We start from the raw sequence: 23,838 nt of genomic DNA, 5'->3' as shown, positions 1-23,838 counted from the left end.
CGGAACCACAGGGACTACACCCGCAAATCCCTTTCTACTGCCAGGTCAGGGATCGACCGGCGTCACTTCGAAGCGGCCCGGCGACTCGACGAGCGACTGGACTCGGTCGCGGGCGTCGGGGCGCGAACTCGCCAGGACGACGACGCCGTCGGCGTCGCCGCCGTCGGCACGGTAGGCCTGCAACTCCCCGTCGAAGTCGGTCGCGTAGGTCCGCAAGACGCCCCGGACTTCCGCTTCGAGGTCGGTCAGCGAACACTCGCCCCGTTCGAAGCGGGCCAGTGCGTCCTCGACGTTCCTGAGTGCTGAGATGCGGTCCATCTACGTCGTCCTCAGGTGATCGGTACGTGGTTCGTACACCTCGCCTTTCTGCTTGAGCTTCTCGATCTCGTGTTCGGCCTTGGACTCGTCGATCCCGACCTCCTCTGCCCGCTCGACGACCACGTCGACCGGCGCACCCTCGTCGTACTCCTCCTCGATGTCGGAGATGATCCCCTTGAGGTTCTGGATCCGATCGCGCTGGCTCTTCGAGGTCCCGGTCTCGACAACGTCGGCGTCGAACTCGCCCGTCTCGGGATCGACGCCGATCTGCTCCATGCAGTAGCGAGCGATCGTCGTCGCCCGCTCGGCGTCTTCTTTCTCGACCGTGTCCGAGAGTCGGATCCGCGCCGACGCCTCCGAGAGGCGGACCAGCGCCTCCAGCTTTCGGGCCGTCACCGGCACCGCAGCGTCCTCGTCGGTCCCCTGGACCCGCAGATCGACGTAGAAGTCCTCGATCTCGGTCTTCGCTTCCTCGGTCATCGTCGGGAAGCAACTCGTCTTCGCGTGAGCGATGTACTTTCGCAACAGGTCCGGCTCGATCGTCGGTGCGACCTCCTCGGTGACGGCGTCGACCTGGTCCTGGCTGTAGTCCGACGTGGGGTTCTCCGTGCGGTGGGTGTGGAGTTCCCCCGCGTAGTTCGTCTGGATGATGTGACTCGCCAGGTTCCGGTCTTCCTCCTCGTCGGGCTCGTCGGTGACCGTGAAGATGAGGTCGAACCGAGAGATCAGCGCGGGTTCGAGGTCGATCTGCTCGCCGATGGGCTCGAACTGGTCGAACCGGCCGTACTTGGGGTTCGCAGCTCCAAGCAGCGAACACCGGGACTTCAGCGTCGCGTTGATGCCCGCCTTGTTGATGCTGATCTCCTGTTGTTCCAGGGCCTGGTGCATCGCGCTCCGATCGTCCGGATTCATCTTATCCAGCTCGTCGACAGCGGCGATCCCGAGGTCTGCGAGCACGAGCGCACCCGCCTCCAGGGTCCACTGCTGGCCGTCGCCGAAGTCGTCCCGAACCGCCGCTGCGGTGTTGTGTGTGACGATGCCGTTGCCGACGAAGTTGTGCGTTTCCGGAACGGTGAGGTCGAACACTTCTTTCTCGCCGGTGTCCACGGCGGCGACGACCTCGTCCCATCGCAGATCGGCGTCGACCGCCTCCTTCACGAGGGGCTCTGTCGGTCCCAGATCGACATCTTCGAGCATCGATCTGGCCCGCGAACGGCCGGGGTCTTCACTCTGGTTGATGTTCTGATAGTACTGGCCGGCGGCCCCCTCGACTGTAGCGAGGGTAGAACCGATCGGGAGCGTCTCACGCTGGCGTCGCTCGACAGCGGTTATCTCGGCGAGCGATCGCTGTTTCTCGACACTGTCGAAGCCGATCGCCTCGGCGTATCGATCGATGTCTGCACCGTAGATCTCGACGAACTGCTGGACGTGTTTGGACTCGATGACGTACCCGTCCCCACGTTCGTAGCTCCCGCGACGGTCGCGTTCGCGCGTCCTCGCCCGCACACCGTAGGTTTCGAGCATGAGCTGGAGTTGTCGAGCGAGTTCGTCGCTGATCGTCGACAGAAGAACGCTCGAACCGCCGTCGTCTCGGTTCGAGACGGATCCGTCGGCATCCATGAGGCCACGGATGAAGGCGTCCGCGTGTTCACTGACCGTCAGGGAGTCGGCCAGTGCGAGATCCTGTTTCGGCGTCTGCATTCCGGCGTTGGCGAATATCCGAGCGATCGTCGCGCTGTTGACTCGAATGCAGGGGACCCTCTCGTCTTGATATTCGATCTCTGGCCGCTTATCGAACTTCGCATCGAAAATCTCGATAGCCCGTTCCAGTAACGCCTCGTCGCTGTTCGAGATGCGGACCATCCCTCTGTTTCCGCCGCGACGATCCAGCGAGATGTCCCCGTCTCCGAACACAAGCCCCAGCAGGTACATCAGGTCCTCGTCGAACGTCTCCGGGAGCGTAATCGAGTCCCCGTGCCTGATCATGAGGCGATCGAAATCTACGTCTTCACGTGTCGCCCCGATCGCATCGAGCATCCGGTCGAGTTTCTCCAGCGGGACGTGGTGGTTCTTGAGCTGCAGATATATGAAGTCCTCCGAGAGATCCAGCGCGGCGGCTGCATCTCTGAGCGTCCCGAACTCTGCCTGTAACGACTCGCGGAGGAACTCGATCGAGTCGTCCGTGAGCAGGACCTTCTCGGTCGTCAGTTCGAGGAACTCTCTCACTGGCACCTCCGACCGGTCGATAGCATTGTATCGCGGGACTGCGACGTGATCGCCCTGTTCGACCTCGGAGATCTCGGTCCACTCGATCCCGTCGGTGCCACACGTCAGCACCGGAGTGTTCACGGACGCTTCGAGTTCCTTGCCGTGGCTCGTTTCGATCCGTCGACACGTCTTCTCCGGCATCCGCCACGCACGCGAGGCGGTCCCATCTTGCATCTCCCCTGCATCGCGGTCGAACGTCTGGAGATCGATCTGCTTTCGCACCGACGTTTCCTCGGACACTGGCTCTGGGAGTTCCGACGACACGAGATCACGAATCGGTCGGAATCCCTCGTCGGTGTGGATCATCGTGTCACCAGTGACACAGAGCCCGGCGCTGCTGGACCCCTTCCCAGAGGTGTAGACCGAACGAGGGGCGATATTTTGGATGTAGGAGAGCATCTGGGACTTCCCCGTTCCCGGATCACCTATCAGTAGCATGTGGAGGTCGCCACGGATTCGGGAGCCGTCTGGGAGGTGTTTGGTGACTCCGGAGAACAACTGGAGCATCATCGCGAGTTTCTCGCGCTCGTAGCCGTAGATCGACGGCGCGATCGCGCCGACCATCTTGTCGTAGAGGTCGTCCTCGTTGGACAGCTCGATGATCTCTTTTTTGTCCTCTTCGGTGATGTTCATGTCCTCGAACTGTTCGTCCTCGATCGAGACGTCGATCCCGTCCATGTAGAGGTCGAACATCGGGGACTGATTGCGGTCGTCGCCCTGCTGGTCGAGTTTGAGGACGCCGGTCACGCGGACGTGGTCGCCGGCAGTCACCTCGCCGGTGATGTCGTCTTCGATGTTCACGTCGATGGCCTGCGGGGTCTCGCCGCCGCGCAGTCCTTCCGGGGACTCCTGGACGCGGATCTTCTGGGCGTCGACGAACTCCGACTGGTCCATGTTCAGGCGAAACGGCCCCTGGCGCTCACAGCCCTGGCACTCGTGGGGCTCCTGGAAGTCGCCGGCGACCTGGGGAATCCGGGTGAGAGTGCCACAGCGCTGGCACTCGAAGGCGGCGTTGGTCACTTTGGGCCGCACGTCGGTCGCCTTGCGGACGATCCCCTGGACGGCGATGAGCATCCCGTGGTGTTCGTGGCGGATCTCCCGGATGTCCTCGGCCTCGGGGAGGTTGTGAAAGCGGACGTGGGCCTGGCCGAGCTTCACGTCGACCGGGAGGTCGTAGAGTCGCAGCGCCTCCTCGGCGTAGTCCTGCATCTGCTCGGGGCGGTTGCGCACGTCGTCGGCGAGGTCGGGGTCGAAGCGATAGAGGTCGTCCCAGTCGACCCACAGCGACTTCTGGTCGTTGGGGTACTTCTGGGCGAGTTCACCGATCTCGTTGCGGTAGTAGTCCCGGTAGAACTCCTCGAACGCGTCGGTGAGTTCGGTGTTGTCGACGCCGGTAGCCATTGGAACCGAGATAGTGCGTCCTCGCTCAAGAAGGTTCGCAAACCGGGGTGGAAGTGGTCGGACCGAACCGGGAAGCGCCCGTATCAGTCAGTACGGACCACATCGACGAGTGCAGTGGTCGTTACTTGGCGCTCTCGACGAGATTCTCCTGCGTGAATTCGTTGACCGAGATCCCGTACTCCTCTTGAAGCGTGTTCCGTCTCTCGATGAGATCGTCCCTCAGCCGTCGTGACTCGGCGAGCGTTCGACTCTTCTCGTCGCGGAGGTGCTGGCGCTCTTCGAGAGCGACCTCGTCGAGGAGCGCCCGAAATTCGTCTCCGTGGTGTTCGAGTAATTGCGACCAGCCAGTGTGGAGGTCGCGGTACTCCCGCCCCTCGCCGTCTAAGAGATACGACAAAAGCCGCGGCGGGTCGACAGACATACTCCCCCGAGAGAAGTCGAACCGAGGCACGTCACGCTCGACTTTTTTCGTCAGTTCGGGACCAGCTGTCCGCACCACGTCGTGTGCCGCGGCAGTCAGGTCTTCGACGGTAGTGTCGTACGACGCCAGTTCCGAGTGTAACTCCGGATGGCGCTCTTTCGAACGCAACAGTGCTGCCTCGTCTGTTTGCGTCTTCGAGAGGGGCTTCTGAATCGAAAGCCCACCGTCGGGCTCCCACTGCTCGTGTTCTGGAAATGCCTGGTCGCCCGGTTTCCAACCGACGAACCCCGATTCGAGTTTCTCGATATTCCCGGTGAGGCGATCGATTGCGGGCTGGATGACGTACTGGAGTTCGTCGATGACGACCTGTTTTTCTCGATCCTTTCTGAGCTCCCGGATCGTCGTTCGGTTTTGACGGACCGTGAGAAAGGTCGCTCCGACGAAAAGGAGGGTGGCAACAGTCCCGAGCGCCTGGATGAGAAACGTTGCAACGCCGTCGCCCAGGGTGCCAGTGAAATAAGAGACGAGCACGTCCACGATCAAGAGCACCAGTGCGAAGGTGAGACCCAAGAGCAACTTCGTCGTGTTGACCATTCCAGCCACACTTGCGTACCCGGTTACAAACGCTTTGTCCACGCATGCGGAGAGTCTGTTTCGTCCGCGTTTTTCGAGGAACCGCAGGCTCGCGAGGAAGGGCGGCGACGAAAAAGGTGGATGGGATCGCCCGGATTTGAACCGGGGTCACGGGCACCCAAGGCCCGAAGTATACCAGGCTAACCCACGATCCCGTACCAATAGATGCGGCCGTCGCTGAGTAAAGGGTTTCGTTGCGGTGGCACATCGACACACCCTGTCACGGAGTCAGGCCCCAGAAGTAGGCGATGCCCAGCGTCGTGACGACGGCAAAGATCGCCTGTAGCGGCGCGCCGACCCGCAGATAGTCGGTAAAGCGATAGCCGCCGGGGCCGTAGACGAAGAGGTTCGTCTGGTAGCCCACGGGCGTCATGAAGGCCGTCGAGGCGGCGAAGGTCACGGCCAGCACGAACGCGAAGGCGTTGGCCCCGAGCTGGACGGCGGCCTCGGCGGCGACGGGGATCATGAGGACGACGCTGGCGTTGTTCGAGATGATGTTCGTCAGGACCGCCGTGACGACGTACATCAGTCCGAGTACCACGAGCGGTGGGAACGACGGCGCGGCGAGTACGAGGAGGTCGGCCAGCAGCGCCGCGCCGCCGGTCGCCTCCAGGGCGAGCCCCAGCGGGATGACGCCCGCGAGCAGGAAGATCACGTCCCACTGGACGGCGTCGTAGATCTCCGAGGAGCGCAGACAGCCAGAGAGGACCATCCCGAGCGCGCCGGCCAGCGCCGAGACGACGATCGGGACCGGCGTGAGTGCCGCGACGGCGACGACGGCGGCGACGATGCCGACGGCGACGGGGACTTTCGACTCCCGGAAGTCGGGGCGTTCGACCTCGCGGGCGACGATGAAGTTCGGGTTGTTGTTCAGGCGATCGATGCTGTCGCCGGCTCCCTGGACCAGGAGCGTGTCGCCGACGCGAAGCGTCGTCCGGTCCATCCGCTGGCGGATCAGTTCGCCGCCGCGCCGGAGCGCGAGGACGCTGGCGTCGTAGCGCTGGCGGAAGTTCGTCGATCGGAGCGACGCACCGACCAGTTCCGAGCCCGGTGCGATCACGACCTCGACGAGGTTCTGTCGCTCTTCGGCCTCTTCGAGTTCGGCCTCGTCGACGACCACGTCGGGCACCACGTCCAGGCCCTCGGCGTCGAGCAGTTCGACGAGCGTGTCCCGGTCGGTCCGGATCGCGAACACGTCACCGGCCCGGATCGACTTCGCACCGAGCGGTTCGAGGAAGGTCCGGCGATCCCGGATCAGCTGGACGATGTCGATGTCGAGTTCGGTCGCTTCCAGCGCGTCGTGGACGGTCTGGCCGACGATCGGCGAGTCCTCGCGGACGACGACTTCGGTGAGGTAGTCGGCCATCTCGAACTCCTGGGTCAGATCGCCACGCGGTTCGATCCGTTCGGGAGTGAGCCAGCGGCCGACCGTCATGAGGTACAGCGAGCCGACGACGAGCAGGATGACGCCCAGCTGTGTGAACTCGAACATGGAGAACACGTGGAGGTCGCCGTAGCGCGCCGGATCCTCGATCGCCAGTCGGCCGGCGAGATCACTGGCGAGGATGTTCGTCGAGGTGCCGATCAGCGTGAGCATCCCCCCGAACATCGAGGCGAAAGAGAGCGGCATCAACAGCTTCGAGGGCGAGGTCCGACCCTTGTGTGCGAGGTCGGTCACCATGGGCAGCAGGATGGCGACGGCCGCCGTGTTGTTGATGAACCCGGAGATCGGCCCGACGATGCCGACGGTTGCTCCGAGCTGTCTGGTCTCGCTGTCGCCGGTCAACGCGGCGACCTTGGCCCCCAGGATCTGGATCACGCCGGTCCGCTGGACGCCCGCCGAGAGGACGAACATCGCGAGGACGGTGATCGTCGCCGGAGAGGCAAAGCCCGAGAGCCCCACGGCCACCGGATCGACGGCGTCGCCGGGCTCGTGGAGGACGTAGAGTCGCTCGGCCAGCAGTCCGGCGTCGGCCAGCAGCGCGGTCAGCGGTTCGACGACCAGTAGCGCCACCATCACGCCGATGGCGGTCACGTCGACGGGCACGCGCTCGGTCGCGAAGAGGACGAGCGCACCGGCGACGACGGCGAAGACGAACGCCATTGCCGGCGTGATCGGTGGCAGTGTCACAGCAGAGGAGGGGGCCGGCGGGGATAAAAACGTCACCCTCGCGAAGCGCCACGCGTTCAGCGCAGTGTCACTCTCGGAACGCCTCGCAGTTCACGGGTCGTACACGCCCCGCTCACACACTCCGAGAGCGCACCGATCAGTCGCGCTCTCGGAGCTCCATCTCGGCGACGATCTCGTAGGGGTGCAGGTCCTTTCGGATCCCGTCGAGAATCGCGAACGCCTGATCGGGTGCGAGGAAGAACCGCGTCACGGCCCGGCCCAGCGGCGTCGGCTCCAGCCCGTCGATGAACTCGTACTGGAGGAGTTTGCCCAGCGCGTGCTTGGTCGGGACCTCGCCGATCATGCGGTCGTTGAGCCGCTTTGCCTGGTCGCCGGCGACGGTGACGTTGGCCAGCGTCTCCTCGACGGCCGCGGCCTCGTCGTACTCGGTGATGACCGGCTCCATGTCGCCTTTGAGCAGTTTGAACGCGACCTCGTCTTCCGACATCTCCATACTGTTGTGATAGGAGCAGTCGGGTTCGACCAGCAGGTAGACGGTCCCCTTGTCGTGGTAGTCGGGCCGGCCGGCGCGGCCGAGCATCTGGCTGAACTCCTGGACCGACAGCCACTCGATGCCCATCGCCAGCGAGTCGAAGACGACCTGCGAGGCCGGGAAGTCCACCCCGGCGGCCAGCGCGGCGGTCGTGACGACTGCCGCGAGGTCCTGGTCGGCGAACTGCCGCTCGACGCGCTGGCGGCGTTTGTTGTCCAGACCGGCGTGATACGGTGCCGAGTCGTACTCCAGTTTCCGAGAGATCTCGTGACAGCGCCGTCGGGAGTTGGTGAAGATGATGGTCTGGCCCCGGTAGCCCTTGCTCGATTTCGTGTCGAAGGCCCGCCTGACGAGTTTGTTCTCGATGCGGGTCTTCTCCTGCCCGTCGGCGAAGGTGACGTGCCGTTCGATGGGGACCGGACGTTCCTCAAACTCGACCAAGTTCGCCCGGAGCTTCTTGGCGAGGTCGCTGGCGTTGCCGACCGTCGCCGAGAGGTAGATCCACTGGGTGCCGTCCGGCCCGACGCTTTGCTCACGGGCTCCGCCCGTTCGCCCTTTCCGAGACTGTTCCGCAGTCTCGCCCTGCTCGCAGTAGTACTTCAGCCGCGAGATGAGGCCGTCGAGGCGATGGCCACGCTCGCCCTCGCCCAGCGTGTGGACCTCGTCGATGACGACGGTGCCGATGTCGCCCAGGTCCTTACCGGTCCGCAGCGCGTGGTCGATGCCCTCGTAGGTGCCGACGATCACGTCGGCGTTCGGGTCGAAGCGGTTGCCGTCGCCGTCGATCCGGCTCGATCCGACGCGCAGCGACACGTCGACCATGTCGCCGTAGCGCTCCGTGAACGACTCGTACTTCTGGTTTGCCAGCGCCACCAGCGGGACGAGAAAGAGCATCTTCCCCTTGTTGTTCAGCACGCGGTCGAGGCCGGCCATCTCGCCGATCAGCGTCTTCCCGGTCGCGGTCGCAGAGACGACCAGCTGGTCTCTGCCGTCGGTCGCACCGTTCTCGACGGCGAGACTCTGGACCGGCAAGAGCGTGTCGAAGCGGCCTTCGAGGTGTTGCTGGATGCCGGGGTGGAGATCCAGCGAGTCCACCGGCACGAGGTCGATGTCGTCGACGGTCGCCGAGATCTCGTCGAACTTCGTCAGGTCGGGATCGAGTTCGCCAGCGAGCAGGTTCTCGATGCGATCGAGGTCCTGAACGTCGAGCAGGAGTTCTTCGAGGCGAGCCTGGGCGTCGCCGGTGATCCCGCCGTTGAGTGCGAGTTCGCGGTCCAGTTCCTCGCGAGCGCAGTCCGGACAAATGTGTTCGTCGTCGGCCTTGATCGCCGTCTCGCTCGTGATCGGCGAGTACCGGCCACTGGAGGCACAGTACCGGCAGGTGCGCACGACCTTCGCCGAGAGCTGGTAGCCGTCGAGCATCGCCTGTAGCTCCTCGCGGCCCCGTCCGGAGGTCTGCTCGGAGATACGGATCCGCGAGGCCCGACGCGCGAGTTCGACGAACTGGTCGGGACTGCGCAGGTCCTCGCTGGCCCCCTGCTTGATCCGGAGCCGGCGAGGCCGTGGCCCGGCGTCGGTCTGTTTGAGTTCGAGCACGCCGTGAAACACTCGATCACCGTCCCGCCGAACGACGACCCGGTAGTCGTCGCCGTGCTCGTGGAGGAACAGCGTATCGACGCGTGCGACCTGCTGAGACACGCCTGGACGAACGCGACGGAGCTATTTGAGCGGTTCGGAACCTCGTCAGTTCGCTCGACTACCCCGCAACCAGTCGGTACGGATCCGACGCGAACGCTTACTTCACAGATGTGTGAATTCAGAGACACCAACATGAACCCCGATATCGAGGAACTGGCACGGTATCCGATGGAATCGGACGACTGGATCGTGACCGTCGCGATCGGCGGCGTAGCGACGCTCTTGGCGGTGTTCGTGGTGCCGATCTTCGTGGTCACGGGCTACACGGTCCGTGCGATCCGGGCCGGTATGGAGGACGCAAGCGAGCCGCCGGTCTTCGACGAGTGGGGATCACTGCTCACAGAGGGACTGGTCGCGGCGGTCATCACCTTCGTCTACCAGCTCATCCCGACGGTCGTGTTCGGCGTGTTGGTTGGGGGCTCGATCCTCGCGTTCACGACCGGCTCAGAGACCGCCGCGGGACTGGGGCTGTTCGGACTGTTCGGCGGCCTCGTGCTCTGGTGGGTGCTGGCGATCGTCTTTGGCTACGTCGGTCTGGCGGGCGTCGCAAACTACGCGAGAGAGCGGTCCTTCGGTGCCGGATTCGACGTGACCGTCATTAGAACCGCCGTCACGTCACGCGACTACGCCGTCGCGTGGCTCTACGTGATCGCGCTCAACGTCGTCGTCGGCGTCCTCGCTGGCGCACTCAACGTCGTCCCGATCCTCGGCGGGATCGTCGGCGTCTTCCTGGGCTTCTACGCCCTGATCATCGCGGGGTGGCTCCTGGGAGACGGGTTCGCCGCGGCGACCGACACGCACGTCGAGTCGACGGTCGACGAGAGCACGAGTGTCGCGTAATGTCGACCACAGCGTTATCAGTTCAGAGATGAAATAATTCACAATGGCAGACAACAAGAGCGGACGAGACGATCAGGCCGATGACGCCGACCGACGCCAGCGCGAGCGGGACATCCTCACCGCGCTCGAACGCAACGACGAGACGGAGCCGCCCGTCGACGAGCGGGCACTGGGCGAACTGGAGACGGAACTGGACACGCTGTCGTTCCCCGTGACAGCGCGGGAAGTCGTCGAAACCCTCGGAGATCGGACCGTCGAGTCGGACGCGGGCGTCCACACGGTCGCGGATCTCCTCCCAGATACCGATCGAGAGAGCTTCAACGAGCCGGCGACCGTCCGAACCCGCGTCCAGCGTCCGACCATCGCCGCGGCGATGAAGCGCATCGTCGAACACTGTCAGTCGATCCAGCAGACCTCGCTTGGCACCTCACAGCGAGAGGCCTACGAGAAGACGTTCCGGGCACTCAAAGCGATCGACGCCGACGACGACGACGAAGGGATCCAGTACGTCGCCGACTGGATCGTCGAACGGATCGACGAGACGGGCACGCTGCCGGGATCGCGAGCGGTGCGCCGGGAAGCCGCGACGTTCTGTCGTTCGAACGGGTACAGCGTTCGCAACGACGAGTGGCTCGGCGTCTGAGGCCGGTCACGCAGGGGGCTTAAGCCCCTCCCACGACAAGCGACGACTATGCGACGATTCCGTATCGGCAGTGCCTTCGGCATTCCGATCCAGTTGGACCTGACCTTCCTGCTGGTGTTGCCACTGTTCGCGTGGATCATCGGCTCGCAGGTCGAGCCGACCGTCGAGTTGCTCAATCGGTTCGGTGGGAACCTCGATCCGGCAGTCCTCACCACCGATCTCCTGCCGTGGCTGCTGGGCATCGCTGCCGCGATCGGCCTGTTTACCGGCGTCGTCCTCCACGAGCTGGGCCACTCACTCGTGGCGATCCGCTACGGCTACCCGATCGAGTCGATCACGCTGTGGCTGTTCGGCGGCATCGCACAGTTAGACGAGATGCCCGAAGACTGGCGACAGGAGTTTCTCATCGCGCTGGCCGGCCCCGTCGTCAGCGTCCTCGTCGGGATCGTCTCGCTGGTCGGGTTCGTGCTGGTCCCCAGCGGGACGACGGCGTTCGCTGCCGTCCGCTTCGTCCTTGGCTACCTCGCGCTGATGAACGTCGCGCTGGCCGTCTTCAACATGCTACCGGGGTTCCCGATGGACGGCGGCCGCATCCTCCGGGCGCTGCTGGCCAGGACGAACCCCTACGCTCGCGCCACGGAGATCGCGGCCGAGGTCGGGAAGGGCTTCGCGATCCTGCTGGCGCTGTTCGGACTGTTCCCGCCGTTCAATCCGCTCTTGATCGGGCTGGCCTTCTTCATCTACATCGGCGCGGCCGGCGAGTCCCGCCAGACGGTCATGCGAGCGGCCTTCGAAGGCGTCACCGTCGCCGACGTGATGACGCCCGCCGACCGCGTGACCACCGTCGACCCCGACACGAAGGTCCGCGAACTCATCCGGACGATGTTCGAGGAACGCCACACCGGCTACCCCGTCGAGCGCAACGGTGAGATCGTCGGCCTCGTCACGCTGGAAGACGCCCGCGCCGTGCGAGAGGTCGAACGGGACGCCTACACCGTCAGCGACATCATGACGACGGAGCTCATCGTCCTCTCGCCCGAGGAAGACGTGATGACCGCACTCTCGGAGCTGGAGGGGAACAACGTCGGCCGCCTGATCGTCCTCGACGAAGCCGACGAGTTCCGCGGGCTGCTCACCCGCAGCGACATCATGACGGCACTGACGATCATCAAAGAGAACCCCGACTACAAGGCCGACGACGAAGGCGAAGCGACCGTCTTCGAGCCACAGGCGTGACGGCCGTTGGCCGGCCCAGCGAGCCCCGCCCGCCACCGGAGTGCTTCGCGCGAAACGTGGCCGAACTCCGCCCGCCGGTGACAGGGCGGACACAGCGAGACGACGTTGTCCAGCGTGTGGGCGTCCCGCTCGGCCAGCACCGGCAGCTCGACGAACGCCCGCACCGGGACGACGTGGTGGACGTCGGGGTTGCGCCCCAGTTCATCGGCCGTGGTCCCGCAGACGACGCACTCGTGGCCGTCCCGCTCCAGTGCCGCCGCCCGGACCGCGTTCCACCCCTTACCGTACGGCCCGACCGTCCCACCCTCCCAGTTCGGGTGGCCCTCGCCCGTGAACTGCTCCGAGAGCCACGCGTACTGACAGTCGGGACCGCAGAACGTGGCCTCCCCGGTGATCTGGTGGGGGTAGCGCTCGACTGTGGCGTCGCACTCGTCACAGGCGACGGTGGCTTTACCACCGTTCCAGCGGGGGTTCTTTTCCCCGTCGATGTCGAAGGGTGTGCGCCACGACTCGGATTCGACGCATTCAGAGCAGAATTTCCCGGGCTTTTCACTCGGATAGTACTCGAACACGGTATCACAGATTTCACACGCCGTCTCCTCCTTCGCATCGCTGTAATTGGGATTGTCAGATCCCGTGTAGGAGACCGATCTATCGAGACATTCATCGGAACAGTATTTCTTCTCGTACTCCGAATAGAACGATTCACCGCAGGCCGCACATTCCCGGTTCGGAAGATGCTCGTCGTGGACCTGGCTGTGGTGAACACCAAGTCCTCGTCGACTGTCGAAGACTTTTCCACACGTCGGGCATCCGTGAACAGGCATATTTACGACAACAACTCCGTCGATATTATAGCATACGATACCACGGTGAAAGTGAAGCAGATGATTACACAGCCGACGCTAAGTAATGTAAAAATTACTAGGTCCGGGCGCGAGAATTGAACCCGCCTCACAGGCACCACAAGCCTGTAGGATGCCACTACCCCAGCCCGGACACGCTGAAGCGTTTACCACTATCCCGCTGGAACTCATATACGTTACGACTCCGTACGGCCTTCGAGACGCTTTTACACGCCACACCCCAACGGTCTCTAAGCGTGGCCATCACCGACAAGATCTACGTCAAGAACCACCGCCAGCTCGCCTCACAGCTGGAGACCTCGTTCCCGAAGGGCGCGTTCAAGGGAGCGACGCTGGACATCCTCTTTCAGGGCGAGGGACTCGCGAAGCTCAACGAGGCAAGCCAGGATCGGGTCCTCGAGTTCGCCGAAGACTTCCTCGACTGTGACTGTCAGGCGAATCCCCACTGTGGCTGTCCCGAGGAGAAGTTCGTCCGATACCTCCTGGAGCTTCGGGCACAGGGACTCGGCCCCGACGCCATCGTCGACGTGATGGGCGACGACTACATGCTGTATGCCTACCCCGGCGACGTGCTGTCCTTTCTGGACGACTCGGTCAGGACGCTCGAAGCGGTCGAGGCACTGGCAGACGTAGACGGAAAACCGGACGTAGCGAAGCAGGCACGCGAGAGCAGAGACGAATTAGTCTAGGTCGTCGAAGCTACCGATGCGGTAGGACGCGTCGTCGTCGTCTTCGCCGTCGAGATCTTCGAGTTGGACGATGTCTTCCTGGTCGTGTTCGTCGAGTTGCTGGCGGAGCTGGGTGACGTAGCGCTTGTGCTCTTCGAGCTGTTCGCGGAGGTGGTCGGCCTCCAGTTCCAGCCGCTCGTGTTCTCGGACGAAGCTCTTCGGGACCTCGACTTTCGGCGGGAAGCTCTCGGTCGTCTCCTCGGTGTCCGTCGCTTCGTTGAGTTCGTGTTCGGGGACGACCTCGACCTGGCCGTCGTGAGCGACGAGGAGATCCACGTAGTCACGGAACACCGCAGACAGCGAGATGTCTCGTTCCTCGGCGATGCCACGGAGGGTCTCGAACTTCTCCTGGCTGACCCGGAACGAGATCGTCTTGTTCTTGTTGCTCATCCTTGTGTTCAGTTTGTCCCCGCATCATACTTAACCGTTTGTCAGACGATCGCACGGCTGACGGGGGATCGAAAGAAAACGAACGGGTGCCGGAAGTCGGACTACTGCTCGGCGCTGGTCGTCTCTCGCTGCTCACGGGTCACGCTGTTCCCCGCTCGCAACTCCGAGACCCGCCTTCGCTACGCTTCTGGCGCGTCTCGCTGATCGCCTTCGAGACTCTCCAGTGCGCCGACCGCGGCGCGGCGGTAGTTCTCGACGGGCAGGTCGTACTGCTCGCTGGCCATCTGGACGTACTCGTCCATCTCGGCACCGTCCTCGTCGTCGAACGCCTGGATCCGGTCGAGCGTTCGCTGGGCGGTCTCGACGACCCAGCGGTCGCGGGTCGCCTCGTCGACCTGTGAGATCGACTCCGGACGAACAGAGACGTTGACCTCGCCGTCGTCGGTCTCGTAGGTCCGGGGCTTGCCGACGACGGCGACGTAGGCCGGCGGCTCCAGTTCCCGCAGCATCGAGGCGGCGTCGGGCTGGTACTGGCCGGCGTACATGAAGAACGTGTCGCCGTTGGGGTCGACGACTCGTCCCTGCCAGTACTCGCTGTCTTCACCGACGTCCTCGGTCTCGGTCAGCGTACCGACGAGGAACACGCGGTTGGCCCGCTCGCCCGTCGGCAACAGGACGTAGACGGGTGCGCGCTCGTCGTCGGACTCTTTGAAGGTGTAGCTCGCGTCGTTAAACTCGCTGGCGAAGACGCGGCGTGCGACTTCGCGGGTGGGTGTTGCAGCCATCTCAGATCGACCTCGCTTTGATCAGCATCGCCTCGGCGTCCACTGGCCCGTCCAGTCGCTCCTGTTCGTTCGCCAGGACGTACCGTCCGAGCGTCGGGCCGGTGACTCGGTAGTACCGACCCAGCACCTTCTGGCGCATCTCGTCGGCCACGACGGTCGTGTCCAGCGCGTCCATGGCCATCTCTTTGCCCTCCGCCAGCGAGATGCCGGTCAGTGCCTCGGTCGCCTCCTCGTCGAAGATGACCTCGGTGACCTCCTCGCCGTCGTCGAGGACGCCCTTGATGCGGAGGTCGAACTCGCCTTCGACCTCGCCGTGCTCGTTGCAGCGGCCGTTCTGGAGGACCCGCGTACAGTCCTCCTCGGGACAGCGCTTGATCAGGCCGCTACCAGACTGGATGTCGACCAGCGCGCCCTCGACCTCGACGGCGTCGTCGCCGACCTCGATCTCTTCGTCGACGGCCTCGATGGTCGTCGTCCGGTTGAGCTTCACGGAGAAGCGGCCCTGGTACTCGTCGGTGACGACGTTTCGAAGCTCGTAGACCTGCCCTTCTTCGAGTTCCGGGAGGTCGGACTTGGACCACTTGGTGAACTTGATCGTCCCGGTCTCGTCGCCCAGCAGGCCGACCTGCGCGACGGCGTCGGCCGTGGCGTCCCACAGCTCGACGACCTTCGCGGTCACGTCGATCCACTCCTCGGGGGCGTCCACCTCGGCGATGTCGACGTGCTCGTTGCCGCCACCGCCCGAGAGCTGGTCGCGGTCCATGCCGGCGTCGTCGAGGTACGTGTTGACGACGCTGCGGCGGGCCTCGCTGAGCGGGACCTTGTACTCCTCGACCAGCGTTTCGAGGCGCTCCTCGATCTCGTCGACGGTCACGTCTAACTGGTCGTCGAACTGCTCTTGTATCTCTGTCGCAGGGGTATGCAAATCGGTCATTGGTGTCTCTGTCTCCGCGTGTTTTCGATGGGAGACACCTGTCGATTGGTCGTCTCGGTACATAAACCCTCGTCAACCACACCGAAAGTGAAAGCGACGCCCGGCGTGGCGAGGGCTTTCGGCGTCTCTGCTCCAACACCCTCTGCCTGTCTGAACACGATCCTTCGTTGCCAGAGAAGATTCTTGAGGCGCGAGCCGAAACGGTACGTATGGCCGACGACGACCGGACGAGCCTCTTTCAGCAGATGATCAGGACGACCCTCCGGTCGGCGGGCCGCCAGATCGAGGACGCCAAACAGGCCTACACCGACGCCAAGCGGTCCGCGCTCGCGGATCTCCCCCAGAACGACGACGGGAAGGCTCGCATCGTCTGTCGACGCTACGCCGAGCGCCGCGCAGTCCGCCTCGACGACCAGGCGCGCCCGGCCTGCTTCGACCCCGACCACCCCGACTGCCAGGGCTGTGCCGAAGACGTGAAAGCAGGCAGCGTCGAGACCTGGTAGAAACCACCTTTTTCGACTACGGGTGCGCCAGAAGCCCACTGCGTGTCGAAAAGTGTTGGCGAAAGAGGCTCGACTTCGGTCGAGTGAACCGGCCGACAGTCTCTCGGACAGAATTTTTGAGAGCGGCCGGCGTCCAAGCGAATACATGGATCGCCCCATCGTCGCTCTGGTACTGGCCGGCGGGACGGGGACGCGCCTCTACCCAGCCAGTCGCTCGGACCGGCCCAAACAGTTCCAGTCGTTCGGCGGTGACCGGTCGCTGCTGACCAGCGCCATCGAGCGAGTCGGTTTCGCCGAGGAGACGTACGTCCTCACTCGCGAGGCCTTCGCCGACGAGGTCCACGACCACGCGCCCGAGGCGGCCGTCCTCACCGAGCCAGCGCCGAAAGACACCGGCCCCGCGCTCGTCTACGCCGCCCACCGGATCCGCGAGCAGGTCGGCGACTGCGTCCTCCTTGCGGTGCCAAGCGACCACGCCGTCGGCGACGGCTTCGAGGCCGTCGGGCGGCGGGCGGCTCGCACCGCAGTCGAAACGGAGGGGCTGGTGACCGTCGGTGTGGAGCCGACGCGTCCCGAACCGGGCTACGGCTACATCGAGCCCGGAGAGAGCCGAGAGGGCTACGAGACCGTCACGCAGTTCCGCGAGAAGCCGGACCGCGAGACCGCCACAGAGTACGTCGACCGTGGTTGCTACTGGAACGTCGGCATGTTCGCGTGGACGCCCGAAGCGTTGCTGTCGGCCGCGCGGGCGTCGCCGCTGTCGGCCCTCGTCGACGCACTGGAGCGGGGCGAACCCGAACGGGGGTTCGACGCCGTCGATCCGGTCAGCGTCGACTACGCGGTCCTCGAACAGGCCGAGGAGGTGTTCGTCGTGCCCGCCGACTTCGCCTGGGACGACCTGGGCGCGTGGGACGCGCTGGCGCGGCACTTGCCGACAGACGACGACGGTAACGCCGTGCTCGGCGACGCCGTGACCGTCGACGCGGCGGACAACGTCGTCGCGACCGACGGCCACGTCAGCCTCGTCGGCGTCTCCGATCTGGTCGTCGCGAGTTACGGGGACCGAACGCTGGTCGTCCCCGCCGACGAGAGCCAGCGCGTCCGCGAGGTCGTCGCCCGCCTCCGAGACGAGGACGCGTTCTGAGGGGCGCGACGACTGGCACTGCCGAAAAAGTCTTCCCATCGCCGGCAGTAGGCGGCGCTATGGCAGGCGCTGCCCGGCAGTTCTGGCTGTTCGTCATTCCGTTCATCGTCGGCTTCGCGGCCGTCGGGCTGTTGGCGCTGTCGTTTTTCTTCCCGGGCGAACTCTACACCGTCGACAGCACGGGCTACCTGCTGACGGCGATCGTCGCGGTCGCGTCGCTTGGAATCGTCGTCTGGCAGTCGGTCGTCAGCGAGCGCACCGTCGTCGGCGGGATCGACGAACCCGAGCGGCGCTAGCTCCGCATCGACCCGCCGTCGATTGGCAGTGCCGTCCCCGTCACGTACGAGGAGCGCACACTGGAGAGGAACGCGACCACGTCGCCCAGCTCGCGCGGGTCGGCGATCCGGTCGAGGGGCGCGTCGGACCACTCCGCTCGGCCCTGCTCGTAGCTGTCGTACTCCCCGCGTTCGACGGCGTCCTCGATCAGTTCCTGGATGCGCGGGGTCTCGTGAGCGCCGGGGAGGACCGCGTTGACCCGGACCTCGGGGGCGAACTCGCGGGCCTGTGTCTTCATGAGGCCGATGACGGCCCGCCGGACCGAGTTCGACAGCACGAGGTCGTCGATGACCTCTCTGACCGAGCGGGAGGTGATGTTGACGACCGTGCCGGCCTCGGAGTCCCGGAGGTGCGGGTAGGCAAAGCGCGTGGTCCACACCGCGCTCATCACGAGGAGGTCGTAGGCGTGGTACCAGTCGTCGTCGGTCGTCGAGCGGAAGTCCCCACTGGATGGGCCGCCGGCACTCGTGACGACGTGGTCCAGCCCGCCCAGTTCGTCGACGGTCTCCTCGACGAAGGCGGCGACGTGATCCTGGTCGGTGATGTCGGCCTCGACGGCCAGCACGTCGCCGTCGCCGGTCGCTTCGAGCTGTTCGCGAGCGGCGTCGACGTGGGCCGCCGTGCGGCCACAGACCGCGACGTGAGCGCCCTCGCGGGCCAGCGCCGTGGCACTCGCCAGTCCGAGGCCGCTGGTCGCTGCGGTACACAGTGCGACGTTGCCGTCGAGTTCCAGATCCATGTGGCCCGGTGTGCGCGGCAGCCCCAAAACGTCGTCGTCAGCGCCTCGACAGGCGAGTGCGATAGCGGTCGAGCAGCGTCTCGGCCAGCCGCCGCTCGGTCGGCGTGAACCCCAGCCACCGCAGGACGGCCGCGTAGGCCGCCAGTCCCGCGGCGGTGCCGACGACGAGCGCAGTCGTGGACGGGAGCGTCGCCTTCGCCCCGAGCGTGACGGCCGCGAGGACGGCCCCGGCGGCGATCGGTTGCAGGTGCAGCCGAGTGAACGGCTGGAGCCCTTCGAGTCGATAGAGCACGGCGACCTCGAACCCGTTGTTCAGCGTCAGCATGAGCAGGTAGCTCGCGACCAGCCCGGGCAGGTCGTAGGCCAGCGTGAGCGGGACCGCGACCGCGATCAACAGGAGCGTGACGACGGTGTTGACGAGCAACAGTGCGCGCTGGTTGTCGGTCATCGTCAACAGGATCCCGACGCTGCCGGCCGCACACGCGCCGTACTGGGCGACGACGAAGCCCGGCAGGAGCGGCGCGTACTCGACGAACGTCGGCCCGAACAGCGCCATGACGGCTTCGCGATACACCACGACGGGGACCGACAGCGCCGTCACGCCCACGAGGACGATCCGGCTGGTCACGTGATAGAGTCGCGACAGCGCGGCCCGCGACTCTTCCTCGTGCAGGGCCGCCGCGACGGGCGGGATGAACTGATTGATCCCCATGAGCGGAAGTCTGACCAGCGAGCCGAGCAGGACGCCGACGGAGAAGACGCCCCCCGCGACGCCAGAGAGGAAGAGCGCGATCAGCGGATAAAAGCCCAGGCGCTGGACGACCGTCGCGAACCCGCCCGCGAACAGCGGCGCGGTGTAGCGGACGTAGCGCCGCCAGATGGAGCCCTCGCCGTCGGTTCGCAGTCGCGGCCGGACGCCGCGATCACGGGCCAGCCACACGGCGGCGACGACGCCGACCAGCCCCATCACCGCGACCACGCCCAGCGCCACCGCCGCCAGGTCGGCGAAGAGGATCGTCCCGGCGACGCCGACCAGCAACTGGCCCGTCGGGACGGCGATCCGGAGCGTCAGCGTCAGCGGCCCGACGGCCTCGAAGCCGCGGAACATCTCGGCGACGGTAAAGAGCCAGACGCTGGCCGGCAGCCCGACGGCGAAGATTCGCAGGAAGGTCCCGAACCGCTCGCCCTCGCCGGTCACCGTGACGGCAAGCGGCGTCGCGACGTACAGGGCCGCACCGAACAGCGTCGCGACGCCGAGCAACAGGAGGCTCGCGACGGTCAGCAACGCGTCGCGCTCCGCGTCGCTGTCGGCGTTCGGGAGGAAGCGACTCAGGCCGGAGCGAAAGCCAAGCGCGAGGTGCAACAGGAAGCGCTGGAGCCTGCGTGCGACCGCGAAGACGCCGTAGGCTCCGGCGCTGAAGCCGTTCGTCAGGACGGCCGTGAACGCCAGCGTGAGCGCGCGCTGGAAGAGAATCCCCGGAATCGAGACCGTCGCACCGTGGGCGACCCGTTCCAGCGCGTCGTCGAGGGTCGCCTCGACGGACGCCTCGCTGTGCTCGTCGCTGCGAGCGGTGTCTGACTCGGGCGAGGACGCCGATGGCACGGGCTACCGTGTCCGACGGGCTCGAATAAATCCGATGATCCACTCTCCGTGGCTGGGAAAAAACGGGTGACTGTCCACCCCGGCGGCGCTATCCGCCCCAGAAGTTGTCGCGACTACCGAGACGCTCGCCGTCGTCGTCGTCCTCGCCCTGGTACCCCTCGTCTTCGTCGTCTTCTCCGTCGTCCTCGTCCAGTTCGAGGCGTTCGACCTCGTCGGCGCGGGCGTGGTTCGACCGGACCTTCGTGATCCGGACGCGGGCCTTCGCCGGTGGGAGGAGGCCGTCGACCATCACGATGAAGCCGTCCTCGGTGCGGCCGACGCCGGCACCGCTCTCGTGGATGTCGTCGACCTCGACGACGACCTCCTCGCCGAGTTTGACGGGCTGGCTCTTCAGATCCGAGATCGGCTGATTGTAGTGGTTGCACCACTCGGCACCACCGCGGTCGCCGTAGTGTTGACACCCCATCCCCTCGATTCGCTCGCTAAACTCGGGGCAGTCGTCCGCGAGTGGACAGTCGGCCATGCGACTGGTTACTGTGGCCGTCGGCAAAACGCTTACGAGCGACGGTTTCTCGGGGCCGAACGGCGTCGTGTGGGCGCGTCGGGGCCTGGGGACGGCGCTCGGTCACGCGAGCAGCGCCGCGTCGTCCGTTCGCCGGAGCCGCGACCGGGGGAACGAGTACCGGCGGTCGCCGTCGCCCAGATACGCCACCTCGACGACGACGTCGTCGGCCGGATACCCCTCGTTGGTGGGGTAGGCCGCGACCGTACAGTCCGCGGCGTCGACGCGGACGTCGTCGGCCCGCCGATCGGTGACGCGGACGACGACCAGCCGGTCGCCCGTCTCCCGGTCGAGGACGACCGCCCCCGGATCGAGCGCGCAGGTCGCACAGAGGTGGGGCGTCGGGGCGTCCTCGGGAACGAACGTCTCGGTCTCGCAGGCGTCACACACCGCCCGGACCTGTCCCGGCGGTGGGACCCGACCGGCGGTGATCTCGATGGCCACCCGGCGGACGTGCTTGCACCGCCGACCTCTGATCTCGTGGTCGGGACAGGTACAGCTGCCGGTCGTCGCGTCGACGACGTAGGTCGCACCGCTCTCGGAGTCGACGGCGTAGCGCGAGCCCGGAAGCGACCGTACCGCCATCGCCTCCGTCCAGGCACGAGCGGCCCGCTCGTCGAGTCGTCGAAGGTCGGGAGCCAGTGCAGTCTTGCGCGGCGCGTCGGCGGGATCGATGAGCGTCATAGTGGTGGACACGGGTGTTTGGGCGAGGTGTGTCCGTACGAACAGGTAGGTGCTCCAGCAGCCTAAATCGCTCGGCCGGTGTGGAGCGTCACCCGACGGGTGACAGCGATGCCACCGCCAGCATATGTGTCTCGACGCCCAACGAGCGGTATGAGCCAGCAGACGACGACGGAGATCTACACGGCCCCGCGGACGGACGTGGCCCAGAACCAGGGCAAGTTCCGAATCCACTTCAACTTCCCCGGCCGGAACCACCCGGACCACGAGGACCACGGCTACGGCCCGCTGGCGACGGTCGTCGAGTCGTTCATGGACCCGGACACGCTGATCGGGATGCACCCCCACCGCAACGAGGAGATCGTCTCCTGGGTCCCAGCGGGCGTGATGCGCCACGACGACCGGCGGGGCAACGACCTCGTCACCGACAGCGAGCACGTCATGGCGATGAACGCCGGCCGGGAGTTCTGGCACGCCGAGCGGACCGATGCCGACGATCCGGCGCTGCGGATGCTCCAGATCTTCGTCCGGCCCCACAGCCTCGACCTGGACCCCGACATCCAGCACGAACCCCTCCCCGACCCGGTCGACGGCGAGTGGCGTCGCGTGTTCGGCCCCGAGGGGTCGGACGCCCCCGTCACGGTTCGCAACGAGGTGGACCTGTACGATCTGCGACTCGACGAGGGCGACGAGATCACGCTCCCGGAGCGAGCGGGCCGGGACACCTACGTCTACGTGTTCGAGGGAGCGGCAACCGTCGACGACGCGACGCTGGCGGAGACCGAGAGCGCACTGGTCGTCGGCGACGGAACGGCGACGCTCACGGCGGAGGACGACGCCATCGTCGTCGCGTTCCTCATCGACCCCGACGCGCCGGTCACGCGACAGGGGACGATCGGACGATAGCCGACCACCTTTTTGCGCTACGGGTCGCCTTCGGCGACCGCTTGCGCAAAAACGCGGTCTCACTGAGCGTCGCGAAGTGAGGCTGCCGGCGACCTGCCGGGTCCTCCGGACCGCTCGGTCGCCCGGATGCTACGGCAAACGTGCGGTCAGTACAGGTGCTGAGTCTATCAGTCCGATTTTTGAACGTTGTCAGATTTAGAACCAAGTGTAGAAAAAAGCACGACCAGTAGCGTGCATACACCGATGACACCGAGATAGATATTAGCTCGCCCTGCTGTCGCCCAATACTCGTAAGACAGGTCGATAGCGATGACTGCAGAGATTACGACAAGGAGGAACTGGACAGGTTTACTAGACCAGTATTTGGAAAGGGGAACCATATCTCTTCCAGACGGTCATCCAATAAAGAGGTACGGACGCCTGACTGGTGAACTCGCAGCTGTACGGACCGACAGATCTGAGCCAGTGCCGAGACGCCGTCTGTCGAGAGGGGACGACGACGTACCCGAACGGGCTACTCGCCGATCGGTTGTGCGAACCCGAAGTTCGGCTTCACGTCGTCGACCCGGACCGTGACGGTGTCGCCCGTTTCGGTCCCGGAGACGAACAGCGTGTACCCCTCGACCTTGGCGATGCCGTCGCCTTCGCTGCCCACGTCCTCGATGGTGACTTCCACCGTGTCGCCCTCGCGGACCGGCGCGGTGAGAAAGCCCTTCGCGACGAGGTACAGCTCCGACGACGAGTCCCGAGAGGCGTCGGGCCGGACCTGCCGGACGTACTCGAACTCGCTCTCGATGTCGGCCTCCAGGTCGGCGAGGTCCTGGCCGTCGAACACCTTCACCGCGAAGTCGCCGCCGGTCGCGAGCACGTCCTCGGCGACCGCGAACGCCTGGCGTGCGAGGTGGATCGAGCGGGCGTGATCGAGGTCGTACTCCCCGGTCATGTTCGGCGCGAGGTCGGAGATGACCACGTCGACCGGCCGCTCGTCGCCCTCGGCACCGACCACGTCGCGCACCTCCGCTTTCGTCGCCTCGTCGGTCATGTCCCCGCGGATCGTCTCGACTTTCGGGTCGGGATCGTCGAGGTCGTCGATGCGCTGGCGGTCGACGCCGATCACGACGCCGCCGCTGCCGACGCGTTCCGCGGCGACCTGCATCCAGCCGCCGGGTGCGGCCCCGAGGTCCAGCACCGTCCGGTTCTGGCCCAGCAGGCCGGCGGTCTCGTCGAGTTGCTGTAGCTTGTAGGCCGAGCGGGCGCGATACCCCTCTTGCTTGGCCCTGTTGTAGTAGTCGTCTTTCCCGGACATGTTACGGTTGCCTCCGTGAGACTCGCTCTCCGTGTCGGGACGTACTGGTGGTCATACACTGATGGACGCGGCCGAAGGGGAAAGGGACATCGAATGAGCGATCGGAACCGAAGCGACACACCACCGTACGGATGGCTGTCTGTTCGTCTCGCGTGGTCGGGGCGGCTCTCTGGAGCGACCATACCAGTGTGAGTGAGTGACTACCATATATATTATCAATTACGATATTGGTGA

At 65.3% G+C, this 23,838-nt stretch carries 22 protein-coding genes and 2 tRNA genes; 8 read left to right on the top strand and 16 right to left on the bottom strand.

What is annotated here, in order from left to right; all coding sequences use genetic code 11:
- Positions 1-45: 45 nt before the first annotated feature.
- From AC5FRZ_RS02310 to AC5FRZ_RS02285, 6 genes are all read right to left on the bottom strand, one after another.
- Entirely contained in the window at positions 46-318 is a 273-nt protein-coding gene (locus AC5FRZ_RS02310; RefSeq protein ID WP_170093250.1) for a DUF7854 family protein, read from the bottom strand.
- Positions 319-3,987, bottom strand: a complete 3,669-nt coding sequence (locus AC5FRZ_RS02305; RefSeq protein ID WP_493563749.1) for an LAGLIDADG family homing endonuclease — start codon at positions 3,985-3,987, stop codon at positions 319-321.
- 121 nt (positions 3,988-4,108) lie between these two features.
- Positions 4,109-5,002 (bottom strand): hypothetical protein, encoded by an 894-nt coding sequence (locus AC5FRZ_RS02300; RefSeq protein WP_493563748.1) that lies wholly within the window; start codon positions 5,000-5,002, stop codon positions 4,109-4,111.
- A 121-nt stretch (positions 5,003-5,123) separates the two neighbouring features.
- Positions 5,124-5,196: transfer RNA gene (locus AC5FRZ_RS02295), tRNA-Pro, on the bottom strand.
- A 65-nt stretch (positions 5,197-5,261) separates the two neighbouring features.
- Entirely contained in the window at positions 5,262-7,145 is a 1,884-nt protein-coding gene (locus AC5FRZ_RS02290) for an SLC13 family permease (protein ID WP_493565070.1), read from the bottom strand.
- A 163-nt stretch (positions 7,146-7,308) separates the two neighbouring features.
- Complete coding sequence (locus AC5FRZ_RS02285; protein ID WP_493563747.1) at positions 7,309-9,402, bottom strand: DEAD/DEAH box helicase; 2,094 nt, start codon at positions 9,400-9,402, stop codon at positions 7,309-7,311.
- A gap of 108 nt (positions 9,403-9,510) precedes the next feature.
- Here AC5FRZ_RS02285 and AC5FRZ_RS02280 point away from each other — a divergent pair, with 108 nt between their 5' ends.
- The 3 genes from AC5FRZ_RS02280 to AC5FRZ_RS02270 are packed head-to-tail and all read left to right on the top strand — an operon-like array spanning position 9,511 to position 12,121.
- A complete protein-coding gene (locus AC5FRZ_RS02280) occupies positions 9,511-10,242 on the top strand; it encodes a DUF4013 domain-containing protein (protein WP_493563746.1) in 732 nt (243 codons plus the stop codon).
- 43 nt (positions 10,243-10,285) lie between these two features.
- The gene (locus AC5FRZ_RS02275) at positions 10,286-10,885 is read left to right on the top strand and encodes a DUF5789 family protein (RefSeq protein ID WP_493563745.1); all 600 of its coding nucleotides are present in this window, start codon (positions 10,286-10,288) and stop codon (positions 10,883-10,885) included.
- Positions 10,886-10,933: 48 nt separating this feature from the next.
- A complete protein-coding gene (locus AC5FRZ_RS02270) occupies positions 10,934-12,121 on the top strand; it encodes a site-2 protease family protein (RefSeq protein WP_372479814.1) in 1,188 nt (395 codons plus the stop codon).
- Here AC5FRZ_RS02270 and AC5FRZ_RS02265 read toward each other — a convergent pair.
- Both AC5FRZ_RS02265 and AC5FRZ_RS02260 read right to left on the bottom strand, forming a co-directional pair.
- Positions 12,070-12,693 carry an HNH endonuclease gene (locus tag AC5FRZ_RS02265; RefSeq protein ID WP_493563744.1) on the bottom strand — a complete coding sequence of 208 codons (624 nt, stop codon included), beginning with the start codon at positions 12,691-12,693 and terminating at the stop codon, positions 12,070-12,072. The two genes, AC5FRZ_RS02270 and AC5FRZ_RS02265, sit on opposite strands and share 52 nt — an antisense overlap.
- Before the next feature lie 356 nt (positions 12,694-13,049).
- Positions 13,050-13,120: transfer RNA gene (locus AC5FRZ_RS02260), tRNA-His, on the bottom strand.
- A 103-nt stretch (positions 13,121-13,223) separates the two neighbouring features.
- Between AC5FRZ_RS02260 and AC5FRZ_RS02255 the strand changes: the two genes are divergently transcribed.
- A complete protein-coding gene (locus AC5FRZ_RS02255) occupies positions 13,224-13,676 on the top strand; it encodes a DUF5814 domain-containing protein (protein WP_372479816.1) in 453 nt (150 codons plus the stop codon).
- Here the strand turns inward: AC5FRZ_RS02255 and AC5FRZ_RS02250 are convergent.
- From AC5FRZ_RS02250 to AC5FRZ_RS02240, 3 genes are all read right to left on the bottom strand, one after another.
- Positions 13,668-14,105: a DUF8146 domain-containing protein gene (locus AC5FRZ_RS02250; RefSeq protein WP_015762002.1), complete on the bottom strand. Its 438-nt coding sequence runs from the start codon at positions 14,103-14,105 to the stop codon at positions 13,668-13,670. The genes AC5FRZ_RS02255 and AC5FRZ_RS02250 overlap by 9 nt on opposite strands.
- Before the next feature lie 179 nt (positions 14,106-14,284).
- Positions 14,285-14,890, bottom strand: coding sequence for an RPA family protein (locus tag AC5FRZ_RS02245; protein WP_493563743.1), 606 nt, complete (start codon positions 14,888-14,890; stop codon positions 14,285-14,287).
- A 1-nt stretch (position 14,891) separates the two neighbouring features.
- Positions 14,892-15,824: a replication factor A gene (locus AC5FRZ_RS02240; RefSeq protein ID WP_372479817.1), complete on the bottom strand. Its 933-nt coding sequence runs from the start codon at positions 15,822-15,824 to the stop codon at positions 14,892-14,894.
- A gap of 209 nt (positions 15,825-16,033) precedes the next feature.
- On the opposite strand from AC5FRZ_RS02240, the gene AC5FRZ_RS02235 reads away from it, so the two are divergent.
- The 3 genes from AC5FRZ_RS02235 to AC5FRZ_RS02225 all read left to right on the top strand — a co-directional run bounded on the left by AC5FRZ_RS02235 (position 16,034) and on the right by AC5FRZ_RS02225 (position 17,767).
- A complete protein-coding gene (locus tag AC5FRZ_RS02235; protein WP_015761999.1) occupies positions 16,034-16,327 on the top strand; it encodes a DUF7091 family protein in 294 nt (97 codons plus the stop codon).
- Between the two features lie 145 nt (positions 16,328-16,472).
- Complete coding sequence (locus AC5FRZ_RS02230) at positions 16,473-17,471, top strand: mannose-1-phosphate guanylyltransferase (protein ID WP_493563742.1); 999 nt, start codon at positions 16,473-16,475, stop codon at positions 17,469-17,471.
- A gap of 59 nt (positions 17,472-17,530) precedes the next feature.
- The gene (locus tag AC5FRZ_RS02225; protein WP_153552173.1) at positions 17,531-17,767 is read left to right on the top strand and encodes a hypothetical protein; all 237 of its coding nucleotides are present in this window, start codon (positions 17,531-17,533) and stop codon (positions 17,765-17,767) included.
- Here AC5FRZ_RS02225 and AC5FRZ_RS02220 read toward each other — a convergent pair.
- The 4 genes from AC5FRZ_RS02220 to AC5FRZ_RS02205 form a co-directional block, all read right to left on the bottom strand.
- A complete protein-coding gene (locus AC5FRZ_RS02220) occupies positions 17,764-18,546 on the bottom strand; it encodes an SDR family oxidoreductase (RefSeq protein ID WP_170093213.1) in 783 nt (260 codons plus the stop codon). The genes AC5FRZ_RS02225 and AC5FRZ_RS02220 overlap by 4 nt on opposite strands.
- A 37-nt stretch (positions 18,547-18,583) precedes the next feature.
- A complete protein-coding gene (locus AC5FRZ_RS02215; RefSeq protein WP_372479819.1) occupies positions 18,584-20,149 on the bottom strand; it encodes a lipopolysaccharide biosynthesis protein in 1,566 nt (521 codons plus the stop codon).
- Between the two features lie 88 nt (positions 20,150-20,237).
- Positions 20,238-20,672 carry a TRAM domain-containing protein gene (locus AC5FRZ_RS02210; RefSeq protein ID WP_153552176.1) on the bottom strand — a complete coding sequence of 145 codons (435 nt, stop codon included), beginning with the start codon at positions 20,670-20,672 and terminating at the stop codon, positions 20,238-20,240.
- 102 nt (positions 20,673-20,774) lie between these two features.
- Positions 20,775-21,395, bottom strand: coding sequence for an SWIM zinc finger family protein (locus tag AC5FRZ_RS02205; RefSeq protein ID WP_170093211.1), 621 nt, complete (start codon positions 21,393-21,395; stop codon positions 20,775-20,777).
- A gap of 150 nt (positions 21,396-21,545) precedes the next feature.
- Here AC5FRZ_RS02205 and AC5FRZ_RS02200 point away from each other — a divergent pair, with 150 nt between their 5' ends.
- Positions 21,546-22,298, top strand: coding sequence for a pirin family protein (locus tag AC5FRZ_RS02200; protein ID WP_493563741.1), 753 nt, complete (start codon positions 21,546-21,548; stop codon positions 22,296-22,298).
- 514 nt (positions 22,299-22,812) lie between these two features.
- On the opposite strand, the gene AC5FRZ_RS02195 is transcribed toward AC5FRZ_RS02200, so the two are convergent.
- Positions 22,813-23,604: a 23S rRNA (uridine(2552)-2'-O)-methyltransferase gene (locus tag AC5FRZ_RS02195; protein ID WP_208627632.1), complete on the bottom strand. Its 792-nt coding sequence runs from the start codon at positions 23,602-23,604 to the stop codon at positions 22,813-22,815.
- Positions 23,605-23,838 lie beyond the last annotated feature (234 nt).

The organism is Halomicrobium sp. HArcht1-1 (assembly GCF_058933285.1).
The sequence above is the reverse complement of the archived record's forward strand: the minus strand, read 5'-3'. Positions and strand labels throughout refer to the sequence as shown.